The organism is Kribbella sp. DT2 (genome assembly GCF_049844575.1).
GTDB lineage: Bacteria > Actinomycetota > Actinomycetes > Propionibacteriales > Kribbellaceae > Kribbella.
Window position 1 is genome coordinate 142,583 of the sequence record NZ_JBNCLH010000012.1, and the last position, 13,762, is coordinate 156,344.

Consider the following 13,762-nt stretch of genomic DNA (forward strand, 5'->3'; position numbering starts at 1 on the left):
GGTCGAAGCCGACGTTCGGAGGACCGCGTACTCCGCACCTCCGGTCCAGCGGGGGACCAGGAGCTTCAGCTCACGGAGTTTGGCGAGCGCGGTCGCGACCTCGTCCGGCGTACAGGCTGCCGGCGATGCCAGGGCCGGGTTCTCGGCGTCCGGGTGGTCTAGCAGGTGTTGGTAGATGCGCAGCGTGGTCTCGGCGACGCCGAGCGACTCGTACATCCGTCGGCTAGACCCAGCCGCGCTTGGCGGCAGCTACTCCCAGCTCGAAGCGGGAGGTGGCGTCGAGGCGATCTGAGAGGTTGGCGGTGATGCGTCTTGCCGTACGAAGGGAGATGCCGAGCAACCGAGCTACCTGCTCGTCCTTGGCTCCGCCGGCGAGCAGGCGGAGGACCTCCGCCTCGTGAGGCGTCAGGGGTGACTCGTTGTCGCGGTCCTCGGGGGCGAAGAGTTCGGTGGCGCGGGACCAGTACGAGTCGAAGAGGGCGAGCGCCATCGCCACCACCGCTGGGCTGCGGTGGATGACCGCGCCGGTGCTCTCGACGGCCGGGTCCAGTGGCATGACCGCGATCTCGTGGTCGATCAGCAGCAGGCGCATCGGCAGGGTCGGGGTGGCGCGGACCTCGTTGCCCTGCTTGTGCATGAACGCGGCGAACTCCAGGCCTGGCTTGGAGACCGTCATGCTCTGCAGGTAGACGGTGCGCATCTTGATCCCGCGTTCGAGCAGCGGGAGATCCGGAGACTCCTCGGCCGGGGCGACGATCTCGTCGACGTGAGCGGGGACGAGACCCCAGAACGTCTCGCGGGCCTTGGCGCCCAGCTCTTCGATTCGGCGGGACGCGTTGGCTCGGCCCTTCAGGACCTCTACGTCGCCGCTGGTGCGGGAGGTCAGCAGTTCGTTGTACTGCTCGGCCATCACCTCCGCGGTCGCAGCGGCTTCGGCGAGCTCGCCGAGCATCCGGTTCAGCTCGCTGCGGCGTCGCTCGACCAGACCGGCCAGGCCGACTCTGGGGTGCACAGCGTGCTCGATCTCGGGGTTGGTCCAGGTCGGGACGAGAAGGTCGAGTTTCCGCAGTTCATCCATTAGCTGGTGAACCTCGGGCTTTGGCCGATTCAGTAGCGCGGCAATCTGTTCCGGCGTACTGTCTGGCGCGCGGAGGAGGGCGTGGTAGACCGCCGAGGTCGCCTCGTCCAGACCTAGCGGTTCCAGCACTTTCCACACCCTTCCAACGCTCGTTTGGAACCGACCATATACAGGGTGCGTCGATTTAGCGCGCTCAGTTGATGGTTTCGGATTATTTCGGAGGGGACTGGCTGTGATCAAGAGGTTTCTGGCCGTTGCGGTGTCAACGGTGCTGCTGGCCGGCGCCGCGTCGCTGACGGTGGGGTCGGCGACGGAGGGTGCACCGCCCCCGGATGATCCGAACAGCCCGTGCTCGACATGCTGGTGAAAACCGTCCCGTAGACTGTTGCCCGTGGCTCGTGGCGATGGTCGGCTCACTCATGATCTCGACCCGCAGGATCTGGGTCCGCAGGACGCCTGTGGCGTCTTCGGAGTCTGGGCTCCTGGGGAAGAGGTCGCCAAACTCACCTATTTCGGGCTCTACGCTCTGCAGCACCGAGGGCAGGAGTCGGCCGGGATCGCGGTCGGCAACGGGAGTCAGATCCTGGTCTACAAGGACATGGGCCTGGTCAGTCAGGTCTTCGACGAGGCGACTCTCGCCTCGCTCCGGGGGCACATCGCCGTCGGGCACTGCCGGTACTCGACGACCGGTTCCAGCGTCTGGGCGAACGCGCAGCCGACGTTCCGGTCGACCGCGACCGGGTCGGTGGCGCTCGCGCACAACGGCAACCTGACCAACACCGGTGACCTCGCGGCCACCCTGGACGGCAGCGGCGACCTGGATCTCGGGCTGGACCTGGAGGTCGAGCACGCGAAGGCGAACGCCAAGCACGGCGCGTCCTCCGACACCGACATCCTGACCTCGATGCTCGCGGCGTACCCGAACCTGACCATCGAGCAGGCCGCGGCCCGCGTGCTGCCGAAGGTCAAGGGCGCGTTCAGCCTGGTCTTCATGGACGAGTCCACCCTGTACGCCGCCCGCGACCCGCAGGGCATCCGCCCGCTGGTGCTCGGCCGGCTGGAGCGGGGCTGGGTGGTCGCCAGCGAGACCGCCGCGCTGGACATCGTCGGCGCCAGCTTCGTCCGCGAGGTCGAGGCGGGCGAGATCGTCGCGATCGACGAGAACGGTCTGCGCTCGATCAAGTTCGCCGAGCCGGACCTCAAGGGCTGCCTGTTCGAGTTCGTCTACCTGGCCCGGCCGGACACCCAGATCTCCGGTCAGCGGATCCACTCGACCCGCGTCGAGATCGGCCGCCGGCTCGCCCGCGAGCACCCGGCCGACGCCGATCTGGTGATCGCCACGCCGGAGTCCGGCGTACCGGGAGCCATCGGGTACGCCGAGGAGTCCGGCATCCCGTACGGCGCCGGCCTGGTCAAGAACGCGTACGTCGGCCGGACCTTCATCCAGCCCAGCCAGACCATCCGCCAGCTCGGGATCCGGCTCAAGCTGAACCCGCTGCGCGAGGTGATCGAGGGCAAGCGACTGGTCGTGGTCGACGACACCATCGTCCGCGGCAACACCCAGCGCGCCGTGATCAAGATGCTGCGCGAGGCCGGCGCGAAGGAGATCCACGTCCGGATCACCGCGCCGCCGGTGAAGTGGCCGTGCTTCTACGGCATCGACTTCGCCAGCCGCGCCGAACTGATCGCGAACGGCCTGAACACCGAGGAGATCTGCCGCTCACTCGGCGCCGACTCGCTCGGGTACGTCGATCTGGACACGCTGGTCGAGGCCACCACGCTGCCGAAGGACCAGCTCTGCCGGGCCTGCTTCGACGGGGTCTACCCGGTCGCGCTGCCGGACCCGGAGCGGATCGGCAAGCACCTGCTGGAGGTCCCGGTCAGCACCGACGCGGACGGCCTGGCAGCGGTCGCCGGTGGAGCCGGTGCCGCGGACGCCCTGTCCCGCCCCTAACGGCTAGTCCGATGACCCAGCTCCCGACCGACGCTCCCCGCGAGACCGGCCGGGCGCTGGGCGTTGCCGTACGACGTACTTCCGGGACGCCGTCCCGCCGACTAAGGAGAACACCGTGAGCCAGGGCGCGAGCTACGCCGCCGCCGGAGTCGACATCGAGGCCGGGGACCGGGCCGTCGAGCTGATGAAGGAGTGGGTGTCCAAGGCGACCCGTCCCGAGGTGGTCGGGGGGCTCGGTGGGTTCGCCGGCCTGTTCGACGCGACCGCGCTGACGGCGTACCGGCGGCCGCTGCTGGCGACGTCGACCGACGGGGTCGGGACCAAGGTCGCGATCGCGCAGAAGATGGACCGGCACGACACGATCGGGTTCGACCTGGTCGGCATGGTCGTCGACGACCTGGTGGTCTGCGGCGCCGAGCCGCTGTTCATGACCGACTACATCTGCACCGGCAAGGTGGTCCCGGAGACGATCGCGCAGATCGTCAAGGGCATCGCCGAGGCGTGCGTCGAGGCCGGTACGGCGCTGGTCGGCGGCGAGACCGCCGAGCACCCGGGCCTGCTCGAGCCCGACGAGTACGACGTCGCGGGCGCGTCGACCGGTGTGGTCGAGGCCGACGAGCTGCTCGGCGCGGAGCGGGTCAAGGCCGGCGACGTCGTCGTCGCGATGGCCTCGTCGGGCCTGCACTCGAACGGGTACTCCCTGGTCCGGCACGTCTTCTTCGACCGGGCCGGCTGGCAGCTCGACCGTGAGGTCCCCGAGCTCGGCGGCACCCTCGGTGACACGCTGATCACCCCGACCCGGGTCTACGCCAAGCACTGCCTGGAGCTGATCCGGGCGCTGAACACCGGCGGCGACCGCCCGCTGCACGCGATGTCCCACATCACCGGTGGCGGCTTCGCGGCGAACCTGGCCCGGGTGATCCCGGACGAGCTGGCGGTCCGGATCGACCGGTCGTCCTGGACGCCGGCGCCGGTCTTCGGTCTGGTCGGCCGGCTCGGCGACGTACCGCAGCTGGAGCTGGAGAAGACGCTGAACATGGGCGTCGGCATGGTCGCGGTCCTGGACCCGGCCGCCGCGGACCGCGCGATCGCCGTCCTGGCCGAGCGTGACATCCCCGCGTGGGTCTGTGGCGAGGTCAGCACCGGCAGCACAGGTGTCGAGCTGCAGGGCGACTACGCGAGCTGAGCCAGAGTCTGGGGTACGACGAACGACCCCAGCGGTCCAGACGCACGACTGCTCAGGTGGCGTTCACCGCGGGTGAGCGCCACCGTCCGCAGACTGGCATCGCATGAGCCGGTGACGGCAGGCTGGAACGCCCTGCGGTACCGGTGTGTGACGAACTCCGTCGATCGAGCACAGCCGACTGGTCCAGGCGCCTAGGCGCTTGGACCAGTCACTGAAGCTGCTGTTGCTTTACCGACGGGGGTGGTAGTCGTCGGCGTCATCGCCGGCGTCTGTGTCGGCGTCACCGTTTGCAGAACGGGTACCGCCACCCTCGTCCCCGCCGGCCAGCTCTCGTTTGAGCTGGTCCAGGTCGGTTTCCCAGGTGCGGTACTTCAGGTCGCGAGCGACCTTCGTCTGCTTGGCCTTTGCACGGCCGCGCCCCATAGCGTCGACCCCCTCGCACAAGTCAACCGGGTACGCAGCGTGGCGCCCACGGATCAGTCGTCAGTAATCGTGGTTCTAGGTTACCCGGAGCCGGGGATCGACACACGCACCGCCCCCTGGTCGGACGCCCTGAGACCTCCGATGACAGTCCGATGGGCCTGCCCGGTCCCCTCAAACCGGTCAGGCCCACCGCGTCTTTTGCGCTCGGGAGCGCTGTCTACTTCACCTCGCGACGTGAGCTTGCCCACAGTCCGACGACGGTCGGCAGGACGACCCACACCGCGACCGCGGTGAGCGTCTCGGGCACCATGCCCTGCAGGTCACGCCCCGCGATCCGGCCGAAGGCGCCGAAGACGTCCAGCCAGTCCGCGTTGTCCTTGAACAGGGCCGGCCCGGCCAGCGACCAGGCGGTCGGCGCCACGAAGAAGACCAGCACGGCGGCCGCGGTCTGGGCGATGACGGCACCGAAGGCGGCGCCCATCAGGACGTTCAGCGCGGTGCTCAGGTAGGCGCCGGCAAGCGCTCCACCCATTCCGGCGTACGTCGCACCGTCGCCGCCGACGGCTCCGCCGAGTGCGGTCGCGGCCAGCGCCAGGACAGCGGTAGCGGTCAGTACGACGGCGCTCAGCACCACCGCGGAAGCGAACTTGGCCAGCTGCACCCGGACCCGGCGCGGCGACAGAGTGAACGTGGTCAGCGCGGTCCGCTGGGTCCACTCACTCGTCATCGCCATCACACCGATGACGGGCAGGATCAGCAGCACGCCGGTCGAGGCGGCGCCGAGGAACCCTTCGAACCGGGCCGGACCGTCGCTCAGGTGGGTGAGCTCCCAGACCAGGGCGGCCATGGCGATGGCCAGGATGGCCAGGATCAGGACCCGACCGCTGCGGGTGTTCACGGACTTGCGCAGCTCGATACCGACGAGCTTGGCGAAGGACTGTCCGCGCGCGGGCGGCAGGCTGGTCGACACGGCGTCGGCCCGGTGCTTACCGGTGGCCGCGGCGGGTGCCGGGGTGGTGGGGATTTCGGTGACAGTCATGTCAGAAGCTCCTGGTGGAAGAAGTGGTCAGGCCGCGACGGCGGTCGGGGTGGTCAGCTGGAAGAACAGCTCCTCCAGGCCGGCGCTGTCGCTCTCGCGCAGCTCGAGCAGGATCTGGCCCGCCGCGGCGGCCGCACGGCCGACCTGCTCGGCGGTGGCGTCGACGCGCAGGGCGCCGTCCTGCAGCGGCTCCAGGTTCAGCCCGGCCGCGGTCAGTGCCTGGTTCAGGCCGATCGGGTCCAGGCCGCGGACCAGCGTGCCGCTGCCGGCCAGGAGCTCGTCCAGCGAGCCGTCGGCGACGATCCGGCCGCCGCCGATGACGACCAGCCGGTCGACGGTCGCCTGCACCTCGCCCAGCAGGTGGCTGGACAGGATCACGGTGCCGCCCCGGGCGGCGAAGTCCTGCAGCAGGCCGCGCATCCAGCGGATGCCTTCCGGGTCCATGCCGTTGGCCGGCTCGTCCAGGATCAGCGCGGCCGGGTCGCCGAGCAGCGCGTTGGCGATGCCGAGCCGCTGCCGCATGCCGAGCGAGTACTGCCCGACCCGGCGCTTCGCCGCGCCGTCGAGGCCGACGGCCTCGAGCATCTCGTCCGCCCGGGTCTTCGGTACGCCGAGCAGGCTCGCGTTCAGGGCCAGCGTCTCCCGGCCGGTGCGGCCCGGGTGCTGGGCCGCGGCGTCCAGCATGACGCCGACGACGCGGCCGGGGTTCGGCAGGTCGGCGTACCGCTTGCCGTTGATGGTGGCGGTGCCGGCGCTCGGCGGGGTCAGCCCGGTCAGCATCCGCAGCGTGGTCGACTTGCCCGCACCGTTGGGCCCGAGGAAGCCGGTGATGCTGCCGGGCTGGACGGTGAAGGAGACATCGCTGACAGCCGTGGTGCTGCCGTACCGCTTGCTCAGGTTCTCGACGGTGATCATGTCCACTACTCTCGCCCGCCGGACCCCCGCGCCACATCGACCGACCGTCTCGACCAGCCCCCTACGAAAGTCGCCACAACTGCGACTCCAGGACCCCCGTGAGGGGGACGAAAGGTATGACCCAGCGCGACTACGCTGACCGAATGCGATGGTTGCGCCGGTGGATCACCAGGTTCGGCCGGTGGTACGCCTGGTTCCTCCGGCACGCGCCGCGCTTCCGCGACCTGATGTACATCGGCTTCAGCCTGCTCTCGATCGTCGCCCAGGCGGCGAGCACCGAACAGGGCGCCTGGCAGGGCCGGAGCTGGTTCGTGCTCGGTGCAGGGGTGGTCGCCTCGCTCGCGCTGTGGTGGCGGCGTCGCTACCCGATCGCGGTGGCCGTGATCGGCGTCCTCGCGCTGGGGACGGGTCAGATCTTCATCCCGATGGGGCTGGCTCTGCTCACCTTGGCGATCCGTCGCCGGGACCTCTGGCTCGCGGTCCTCAGCCTGGCCGCGTACGTCGCGTACGTCGGGAGCTCCTGGGAGGCGAACGGCAACCGCGACCCGGACGCCTTCTTCTTCACCGGCCCGTTCCTGGTCGGCAGCTGGGTCGCCGTCGGCGCGTACGTCGGGGCGCGGCGCGACCTGATGGTGTCGCTGCGGGACCGCGCCGAGCGGGCCGAGGCCGAGCGGGAGCTGCGGGCCGAGCAGGCCAAGCTGGGTGAGCGGGCCCGGATCGCCCAGGAGATGCACGACGTACTCGCCCACAAGGTGTCGCTGATCGCGCTGCACGCCGGTGGGCTGGAGGTGAACCCGGCGGTCGGCCCGGAGAAGGTGGAGAGCTCCGCCGGGCTGATCCGGCAGACCGCGCGGCAGGCGATGGAGGACCTGCGCGAGGTGCTCGGCGTACTGAAGGCCGACGTCAGCGAGAACGGCGCCGACCTGGCCCCGGTGCCGAAGGCGTCCGACCTGGCCCGGCTGGTCGACGACTCGCGGGCCGCCGGTGTGGACGTCCGGAGTGAGCTGGACCTGCCGGACGGCGTACCGCCGCTGGTCGGCCGGACGGTCTACCGGATCGTCCAGGAGTCGCTGACCAACGTCCACAAGCACGCGCGCGGTGCGACGACCGAGGTCCTTGTCCGTGGCGCCGAGGGCGACGGCGTGACCGTACGGGTGACGAACGTACGGCCGGTCGCTGCTGGTTCGCTGCTCCCGGGCTCGGGCGCCGGACTCGTCGGGCTGCGCGAGCGAGTCACGCTGTCCGGTGGTCGACTGACCACCGGAACCACGCCGGAGGGCGGCTGGCGGGTCGAGGCCTGGCTGCCCTGGTCGGACGGGAGAGAAGGAGAGGCATGACACGGCTGCTGATCGTGGACGACGAGGCGCTGGTCCGCGCCGGGCTGAAGATGATCCTGGAGTCCGACGAGGACCTCGAGGTGGTCGCCGAGGCCGAGGACGGCGCCGACGCGGCCGCGATGGTCCGCGAGCACCGGCCGGACGTCGTGCTGATGGACATCCGGATGCCCCGGCTGGACGGGCTGGCCGCGACCCGGGAGATCCAGGCGCTGCCGGATCCGCCGAAGGTCGTCGTACTGACGACGTTCGACCTGGACGACTACGTCTTCCGGGCGCTGCAGGCGGGGGCGAGCGGGTTCCTGCTCAAGGACACCCCGCCGCGCGAGCTGGTCCAGGCGGTGCGGGTGGTCGCGGCCGGTGAGGCGATGCTGTCGCCGGCGGTGACGCGGCGGCTGATCGGGCACTTCGCGGCGGACCCGCGGACGGACCGGCAGCGGGACGCGCGGGCGCGGCTGACCGCGCTCACCGACCGGGAGCGCGAGGTGCTCGCGGCGGTCGCCAAGGGGCTGTCGAACGCCGACATCGGCAAGACGCTGTTCATGAGCGAGGCGACCGTGAAGGCGCACGTCTCGCGGGTGCTGGTGAAGCTGAGCGCCACCAACCGGGTCCAGGTGGCGATCCTCGCCCACGACGCAGGACTCCTGGACGAGTAGCCCCCAGGCCAAAAGGAAACCGGCCGTGCGCCGCCGGAGGGGTGGGGCGGCGACGCACGACCGGTTTCAGGTCAGCGACCGGAGGGGGATCCGGTCTCACTGACGGTCTGGACCGGGACGTGCCCGGCCCGGAGGCTCACTTGCGGCCGAAGGCCACGTTTGAGCTCCAGATCTTCGCCTTCGCGACCGGCTTGCCCGGCTTCGAGGCGTGCCACAGCGTGTTCGCGCCGGCGTAGATGCCGACGTGGTACACGCCGCCGCCACCGCTCTTGAAGAACACCAGGTCGCCCGGCTTGGCCGCCGCGCGGCTGATGTGCTTGGTGGCGCTGTACTGCTGGCGCGAGGTGCGCGGCAGCGTCTTGCCGGCCTTCTTGTAGACGTAGCCGGTGTAGCCCGAGCAGTCGAAGCCCTTGGTCGACGTGCCGCCGTAGCGGTACGGCGTGCCCTTGAGCTTCGCGGCCTCCTTCAGCACCTTGGCCTGGAAGGTCGTGGCCTTGCCGGAGCCGCCGTGCAGCAGACCGTGGCTGGCCGCGTAGAACAGCGAGCGCCAGGTGTCGACCGTCATGGCGCCGCTGCGGTGCAGTCCCACGCGGGCCTGGAACTTGGCCACCGCGGTGCGGGTGGCCGAGCCGTACCAGCCGCCGGCCGGGACATCGAGGGACCTCTGCACGTACCGGACGGCCGAACCGGCGTCGCCGTAGCGCAGCAGCGGCTTGGTGCTGATCGCCTTGTTTCCGCGGGCCCAGGCGGCCGAGGAGGTCTTCGAGGTTGCCGCGTGGGCGGTGTCGGCCGGGGCAACGACGCTGAGCGCCGCTCCGCCGGAGACGGCCAGGCCGACCGAGAGGACGGCTGCCGCGGCCCGGGGAGCCGAGGTCCTGCTGATCTTGCGGTGCTTTGCCAGCGTCCGTCCGGTCGGCCGGGTACTGGATTCGCTCGTGGTGACGGCGCGCAGAAGCGCTGTCCGTCGGGCATAGACGGGCATGGTTGTCTCCCGACGCCTGCGGAGTTAGCTGTCGGGTTCGGGCTGGAAGTCGATAGCCCGGTCCGCTCCCGCGGACTTCACCCCAGGGACCCGGCCACTCACGGCCGGGACCCAACATCCTGGGTCCCCCACCCCTGCCATGGTTGTTCGAGGGGAGCATGTGTGCCTGGCAGGGCTCGGCGTTGACACACATGCAGTTCGTCTAATTTGTCGAACCGCCGACGACTGTATAACAGAACGGTCACGACGCAAACCCTCGAATCCACAGGGACCCTCCTAAAAGGCCCTCAGCGGCTCTCTGACGGATCAGCAACCTGTGCCGAACATCTGGTGTCCTGAGCGTGTCTGAGCGGCGTTCAGGCGGTCGTGTAGCCGATTTCAGTGACCTGGGTCACATCACTAGGTTGCACTGTGTGACAACGGGCACAGTCAGTGCCCAGGCTTCCCTTCGCTGAGTAGCTCGAGGAACCTCTCCAGGCCCACGTTCCCGCCTGAGAGCACCACTCCGACCCGCTCCGGGAGGTCCTCCACCCGGCCGGCCAGGAGCGCCGCGAGCGCACTCGCGCCGCTCGGCTCCAGCACGATCTTCAGCCGCTCGAACGCGAACGCCATCGCGGCCCGGATCTCGTCGTCGGAGACCAGTGCGAACGCCTCGACCAGCCGCTGGTTCACCACGAACGTCAGCTCGCCCGGCGTCGAGATCGCCTGCCCGTCGGCGATCGTCCGCGGAATCTCGACCTCGACCCGCCGCCCGGCGGCCAGCGACCGGGCGTGGTCGTCACCCGCGGCCGGCTCGACGCCGATCATCCGGATGCCGGGGGACAGGACGGTCGCCGCGGTCGCGCAGCCCGCCATCAGTCCGCCGCCTCCGACCGGGACGAGCAGCGCGCCGAGCGGCCCGACCTCCTCGATCAGCTCCAGCGCGACCGTGCCCTGCCCGGCCATCACGTCGTAGTGGTCGTACGGCGGGATCAGCGTCAGCCCACGATCCTCCGACAGCTTCGTCGCCAGGGCCGTCCGGTCATCGGTGTAGCGGTCGAAGTGGATCACCTCCGCGCCGTACCCGCGCGTCGCGGCGACCTTCGTCGGCGGCGCGTCGGCCGGCATCAGGATCACCGCGTGCGTCCCGGCGAGCTTCGCCGCCAGCGCGACCGCCTGGGCGTGGTTGCCCGACGAGTACGCCGCGACGCCGCGGGCGCGTTCCGCCGCGGTCAGCCGGCTGACCGCGTTGAACGCGCCCCGGAACTTGAACGCCCCGATCCGCTGGAAGTTCTCCGCCTTGAGGAACACCTCGGCGCCGACGCGCTCGTTCAGCGTGCGCGACGTCAGCACCGGCGTACGGTGTGCCGCTCCAGCGATCCGGCCCGCGGCTGCTTGTACGTCGTCGAAGGTCAGCATGAGGCTGAAGTTACGCGGCCGTGGGGCTCACCGTCGCGTGGCGCCGGCAGATGTTCGTAGCATCACGATGTCAAGACGGGCGGGACGGCTCCGTACTGATGACGAGCGGTTCCCACTCCGGGAGCCGGAACCGGAGGAGACACTCGTGAAGTACCTGGTAGTCCTGAACATCAACCCCGACGTCCTGAGCGCCCTGACCGAGGCCGAGCAGCAGGCGGTCTTCAACGGGCACGGGAAGTTCCTGGCCACCGTCCAGGAGTCCGGCGAGTTCCACAGCACGGTCGCGCTGGCCGAGCCGGCCAAGTCCACGGTGGTCAAGGTGCGCGACGGTGTCCCGGCGGTGACCGACGGGCCGTTCGTGGAGGCGAAGGAGTTCCTGGCCGGCTACTACCTGCTGGACTGCGCGTCGCGGGCGCGGGCCGAGGAGCTGGCCGCGATGATCCCGGACGCCGGGATCGAGGGGCTCGGCGTGGAGGTCCGCGAGGTCATCCACGAAGAGGGCCTGTAGACAGACCGGCGGCAGGGACTCGCGAGGAGTCCCTGCCACCGCCTGGGTCAGGAGGTCTGGTCGTCGACCTGCGCGTCGCCGGCGTTCTTCTTGATCGACTCGATGCCGTTCAGCGCCGAGGCCTTGGTCTTGTAGCTCTCGCTGCTGGTCGCGATCACCTCGCCGTTGCCGGCCTTGAGCCGGAACCGGAACTCGCCCGACTTGTCCTCGTACAGCTCGAACTTGCCCGCCATAAGGAACCTCCCGTGTGATGGTCTGACGACCCTTCGGAGCGTAGTCCCCGGCTCACGTCGTGTCGCCCGACCGGCCGAGGGCTCGCTGAGTCGTACGCCGTACGGTACGGTGTGCGGCATGAGCGTCCGGACGATCCCACTGCTGCCCTGCCGCGCCCTCGACGACGTGGTGCCGTTCTACGAGGCGCTCGGCTTCCGGCTGACCTACCGCCAGGACCGCCCGTACCCGTGCCTGGGCGTGACCCGCGACGACGGCTTCGACCTGCAGTTCTTCGGCCTGCCCGAGTACGACGTGGAGAACTCCCTGTTCAGCGTGATCGTCGCCGTCCCCGACACCCAGGCCCTGTACGACGAGTTCGCGGCCGGCCTGCGTTCGGCGTACGGGAAGCTGCCGATCGCCGGTCTCCCGCGGGTCACCCGGCCACGCCGCAAGCAGGGCGCTGGTGGAGGCTTCTCCGTCATCGACCCGGCCGGCAACTGGTTGCGGATCAGCTCGGTCGCCGAGGAGGCCGAGACCGGCGGCCGGTTCGAGCGGGCGCTGCTGAACGCCGCCCGGCAGGCCGACACGCGCGGCGACGAGGCGGCGGGGATCCGCATTCTCGAGACGGCTCTTCGCAGGCATGACGACGCCACTGACGAGGAGCGCCTGCCCGTGCTGCTCTACCTGGCCGAGCTGCTGATCCGCACCGGCGGCCCGGCGGCCGCTGTGGTCGAGCGGATCGAGGCGGCAGGCTTTGCTGATCAGCTGGGGGACCTCAAGGAGCAGCTGGACGATTAGCCCCGGGCCACGGACCAGGCGGAGGCCCGTCAGCGTCCGGGCGCTCCTTCTGCTCTGTCTTGTACGGGCGCAGACCGCGGGCCTCGTAGTTGGCGAGTGCGTTGGGCCCGTCGAGCGTGTTGGTGTTCAGCCAGACGCGGCTGACCTCGCTGAGTTCCGGGTGCCGCTCCGGGAAGGTCCAGGCCTGCTGCAGCCCGACGGTGAGCAGGTGCCCGCCGATGCCCCGGCCGATGAAGCTGGGGAGGAGTCCGAAGTTCTCCACCTCGACCTCGGTGCCGTCACCCTTCAGGGCGATGTAGCCGGCCGGTACGCCGCCGACGTACGCGACCCAGGTCTCGAAGGCCGGTCTGGTCAGGTGCTCGATCCAGCGGGCCCAGTCCCACTTGAGCTTCTCGGTCCAGTGCCAGTCGCCGCCGACCGAGCTGTAGAAGTAGCGGGAGAGCTCGGGCGACACCTCTTCGACCCGGCGGATCTCGGCTGGGGTCTGCTTGGCCGGGCGTACGTCGTACGGGCTGGTCTGCTCGAGGTAGGTCAGGACGCTGACGGTCATGCGCCGCGGACACCTCGGATGCCGGCGACGATCAGGTCGACGCCGAGGGCGTAGTACTGGTCGGTGGAGCTCGGGCAGATCAGGGTGTCCGCCGCGCTGGTGATCAGCGGGTACCGCTTGGGGTCGAGAGCGCTGAGGGCGGCGCGCTTGAGTCGCAGGGCCTGCTCGCGGGCGACCGGCTCGGGGTCCTCGCCGGCACCTGGCTCGGTGGTGACCAGGGTGATCAGCGAGCAGATCGACTGGCGCCCGACCTCGGCGGCGTAGTCGGTGCCGAAGCCACCCTCGACCAGGATCTCCATCGTCCGCTCGGCCATCTCCAGGCCGGCCTCGGAGATCAGGATCCGGCCCAGCGTCAGCTCGGCCACGCGCGGGTGCGGCCGCAGGGCGTCGACGAACGCGGTCAGGATCTCGTGCAGCCGGCGGTCCCACGGGCGGTCCGTCGGCGCGGGCAGCTCGATGTCGCCGAGCAGCCGGTCGCCGAGCGCGCTGAGCAGGTCGCTCTTGTCGCTGAAGTGCCGGTAGAGCGCCATCGGCGTGACCTCGTGCAGCTGCGCGAGCCGCCGCAGGGTCACCGCGTCCAGGCCCTCGGCGTCGGCCAGCGCCAGCGCGCTGTCGACGACCTGGGTGGGGTCGAGCCGCTTCGTGAGGGTGGGCATGTTGACAAGTTTACACCGTAGACCTAGCGTGTACGACGTCAGCTTACAGTGTATACATACGACGTAGACCAT

15 protein-coding genes and 1 riboswitch are annotated in these 13,762 nt (G+C 70.1%); of the genes, 6 read left to right on the top strand and 9 right to left on the bottom strand.

The window, feature by feature from the left end; all coding sequences use genetic code 11:
* Window positions 1-223: 223 nt before the first annotated feature.
* The gene (locus ACLQ2O_RS37840; protein ID WP_425842175.1) at window positions 224-1,078 is read right to left on the bottom strand and encodes a helix-turn-helix transcriptional regulator; all 855 of its coding nucleotides are present in this window, start codon (window positions 1,076-1,078) and stop codon (window positions 224-226) included.
* 391 nt (window positions 1,079-1,469) lie between these two features.
* On the opposite strand from ACLQ2O_RS37840, the gene purF reads away from it, so the two are divergent.
* Window positions 1,470-3,032 (top strand): amidophosphoribosyltransferase, encoded by a 1,563-nt coding sequence (gene purF / locus ACLQ2O_RS37845; RefSeq protein ID WP_425842178.1) that lies wholly within the window; start codon window positions 1,470-1,472, stop codon window positions 3,030-3,032.
* Window positions 3,033-3,147: 115 nt separating this feature from the next.
* Window positions 3,148-4,218 carry a phosphoribosylformylglycinamidine cyclo-ligase gene (purM, locus tag ACLQ2O_RS37850; RefSeq protein ID WP_425842181.1) on the top strand — a complete coding sequence of 357 codons (1,071 nt, stop codon included), beginning with the start codon at window positions 3,148-3,150 and terminating at the stop codon, window positions 4,216-4,218.
* A 228-nt stretch (window positions 4,219-4,446) separates the two neighbouring features.
* Here the strand turns inward: purM and ACLQ2O_RS37855 are convergent, their stop codons facing one another.
* From ACLQ2O_RS37855 to ACLQ2O_RS37865, 3 genes are all read right to left on the bottom strand, one after another.
* Window positions 4,447-4,641 (bottom strand): DUF3073 domain-containing protein, encoded by a 195-nt coding sequence (locus tag ACLQ2O_RS37855; protein ID WP_425842184.1) that lies wholly within the window; start codon window positions 4,639-4,641, stop codon window positions 4,447-4,449.
* A gap of 217 nt (window positions 4,642-4,858) precedes the next feature.
* Complete coding sequence (locus ACLQ2O_RS37860; protein WP_425842187.1) at window positions 4,859-5,680, bottom strand: ABC transporter permease; 822 nt, start codon at window positions 5,678-5,680, stop codon at window positions 4,859-4,861.
* Window positions 5,681-5,707: 27 nt separating this feature from the next.
* Window positions 5,708-6,595, bottom strand: coding sequence for an ABC transporter ATP-binding protein (locus ACLQ2O_RS37865; RefSeq protein ID WP_425842189.1), 888 nt, complete (start codon window positions 6,593-6,595; stop codon window positions 5,708-5,710).
* 143 nt (window positions 6,596-6,738) lie between these two features.
* On the opposite strand from ACLQ2O_RS37865, the gene ACLQ2O_RS37870 reads away from it, so the two are divergent.
* Window positions 6,739-7,932 (top strand): sensor histidine kinase, encoded by a 1,194-nt coding sequence (locus tag ACLQ2O_RS37870; RefSeq protein WP_425842192.1) that lies wholly within the window; start codon window positions 6,739-6,741, stop codon window positions 7,930-7,932.
* Entirely contained in the window at window positions 7,929-8,585 is a 657-nt protein-coding gene (locus ACLQ2O_RS37875) for a response regulator (protein ID WP_425842195.1), read from the top strand. Before ACLQ2O_RS37870 ends, ACLQ2O_RS37875 begins: the two co-directional genes overlap by 4 nt.
* A 136-nt stretch (window positions 8,586-8,721) precedes the next feature.
* On the opposite strand, the gene ACLQ2O_RS37880 is transcribed toward ACLQ2O_RS37875, so the two are convergent.
* The gene (locus ACLQ2O_RS37880; protein ID WP_425842198.1) at window positions 8,722-9,567 is read right to left on the bottom strand and encodes a C40 family peptidase; all 846 of its coding nucleotides are present in this window, start codon (window positions 9,565-9,567) and stop codon (window positions 8,722-8,724) included.
* Window positions 9,567-9,759: riboswitch (cyclic di-AMP (ydaO/yuaA leader) on the bottom strand. It overlaps the preceding gene by 1 nt.
* A 237-nt stretch (window positions 9,760-9,996) precedes the next feature.
* The gene (locus tag ACLQ2O_RS37885; RefSeq protein ID WP_425842199.1) at window positions 9,997-10,965 is read right to left on the bottom strand and encodes a pyridoxal-phosphate dependent enzyme; all 969 of its coding nucleotides are present in this window, start codon (window positions 10,963-10,965) and stop codon (window positions 9,997-9,999) included.
* 145 nt (window positions 10,966-11,110) lie between these two features.
* Between ACLQ2O_RS37885 and ACLQ2O_RS37890 the strand changes: the two genes are divergently transcribed.
* Entirely contained in the window at window positions 11,111-11,473 is a 363-nt protein-coding gene (locus ACLQ2O_RS37890) for a YciI family protein (protein ID WP_425842201.1), read from the top strand.
* A 47-nt stretch (window positions 11,474-11,520) separates the two neighbouring features.
* Here the strand turns inward: ACLQ2O_RS37890 and ACLQ2O_RS37895 are convergent, their stop codons facing one another.
* Complete coding sequence (locus tag ACLQ2O_RS37895) at window positions 11,521-11,706, bottom strand: YegP family protein (RefSeq protein WP_363667998.1); 186 nt, start codon at window positions 11,704-11,706, stop codon at window positions 11,521-11,523.
* A gap of 118 nt (window positions 11,707-11,824) precedes the next feature.
* Here ACLQ2O_RS37895 and ACLQ2O_RS37900 point away from each other — a divergent pair, with 118 nt between their 5' ends.
* Window positions 11,825-12,484 (top strand): VOC family protein, encoded by a 660-nt coding sequence (locus ACLQ2O_RS37900; protein ID WP_425842203.1) that lies wholly within the window; start codon window positions 11,825-11,827, stop codon window positions 12,482-12,484.
* On the opposite strand, the gene ACLQ2O_RS37905 is transcribed toward ACLQ2O_RS37900, so the two are convergent.
* Both ACLQ2O_RS37905 and ACLQ2O_RS37910 read right to left on the bottom strand, forming a co-directional pair.
* Window positions 12,462-13,034, bottom strand: a complete 573-nt coding sequence (locus tag ACLQ2O_RS37905; protein WP_425842205.1) for a GNAT family N-acetyltransferase — start codon at window positions 13,032-13,034, stop codon at window positions 12,462-12,464. The two genes, ACLQ2O_RS37900 and ACLQ2O_RS37905, sit on opposite strands and share 23 nt — an antisense overlap.
* Complete coding sequence (locus tag ACLQ2O_RS37910; RefSeq protein ID WP_425842207.1) at window positions 13,031-13,690, bottom strand: TetR/AcrR family transcriptional regulator; 660 nt, start codon at window positions 13,688-13,690, stop codon at window positions 13,031-13,033. The genes ACLQ2O_RS37905 and ACLQ2O_RS37910 overlap by 4 nt, the downstream gene beginning before the upstream one ends.
* Window positions 13,691-13,762: the final 72 nt, after the last annotated feature.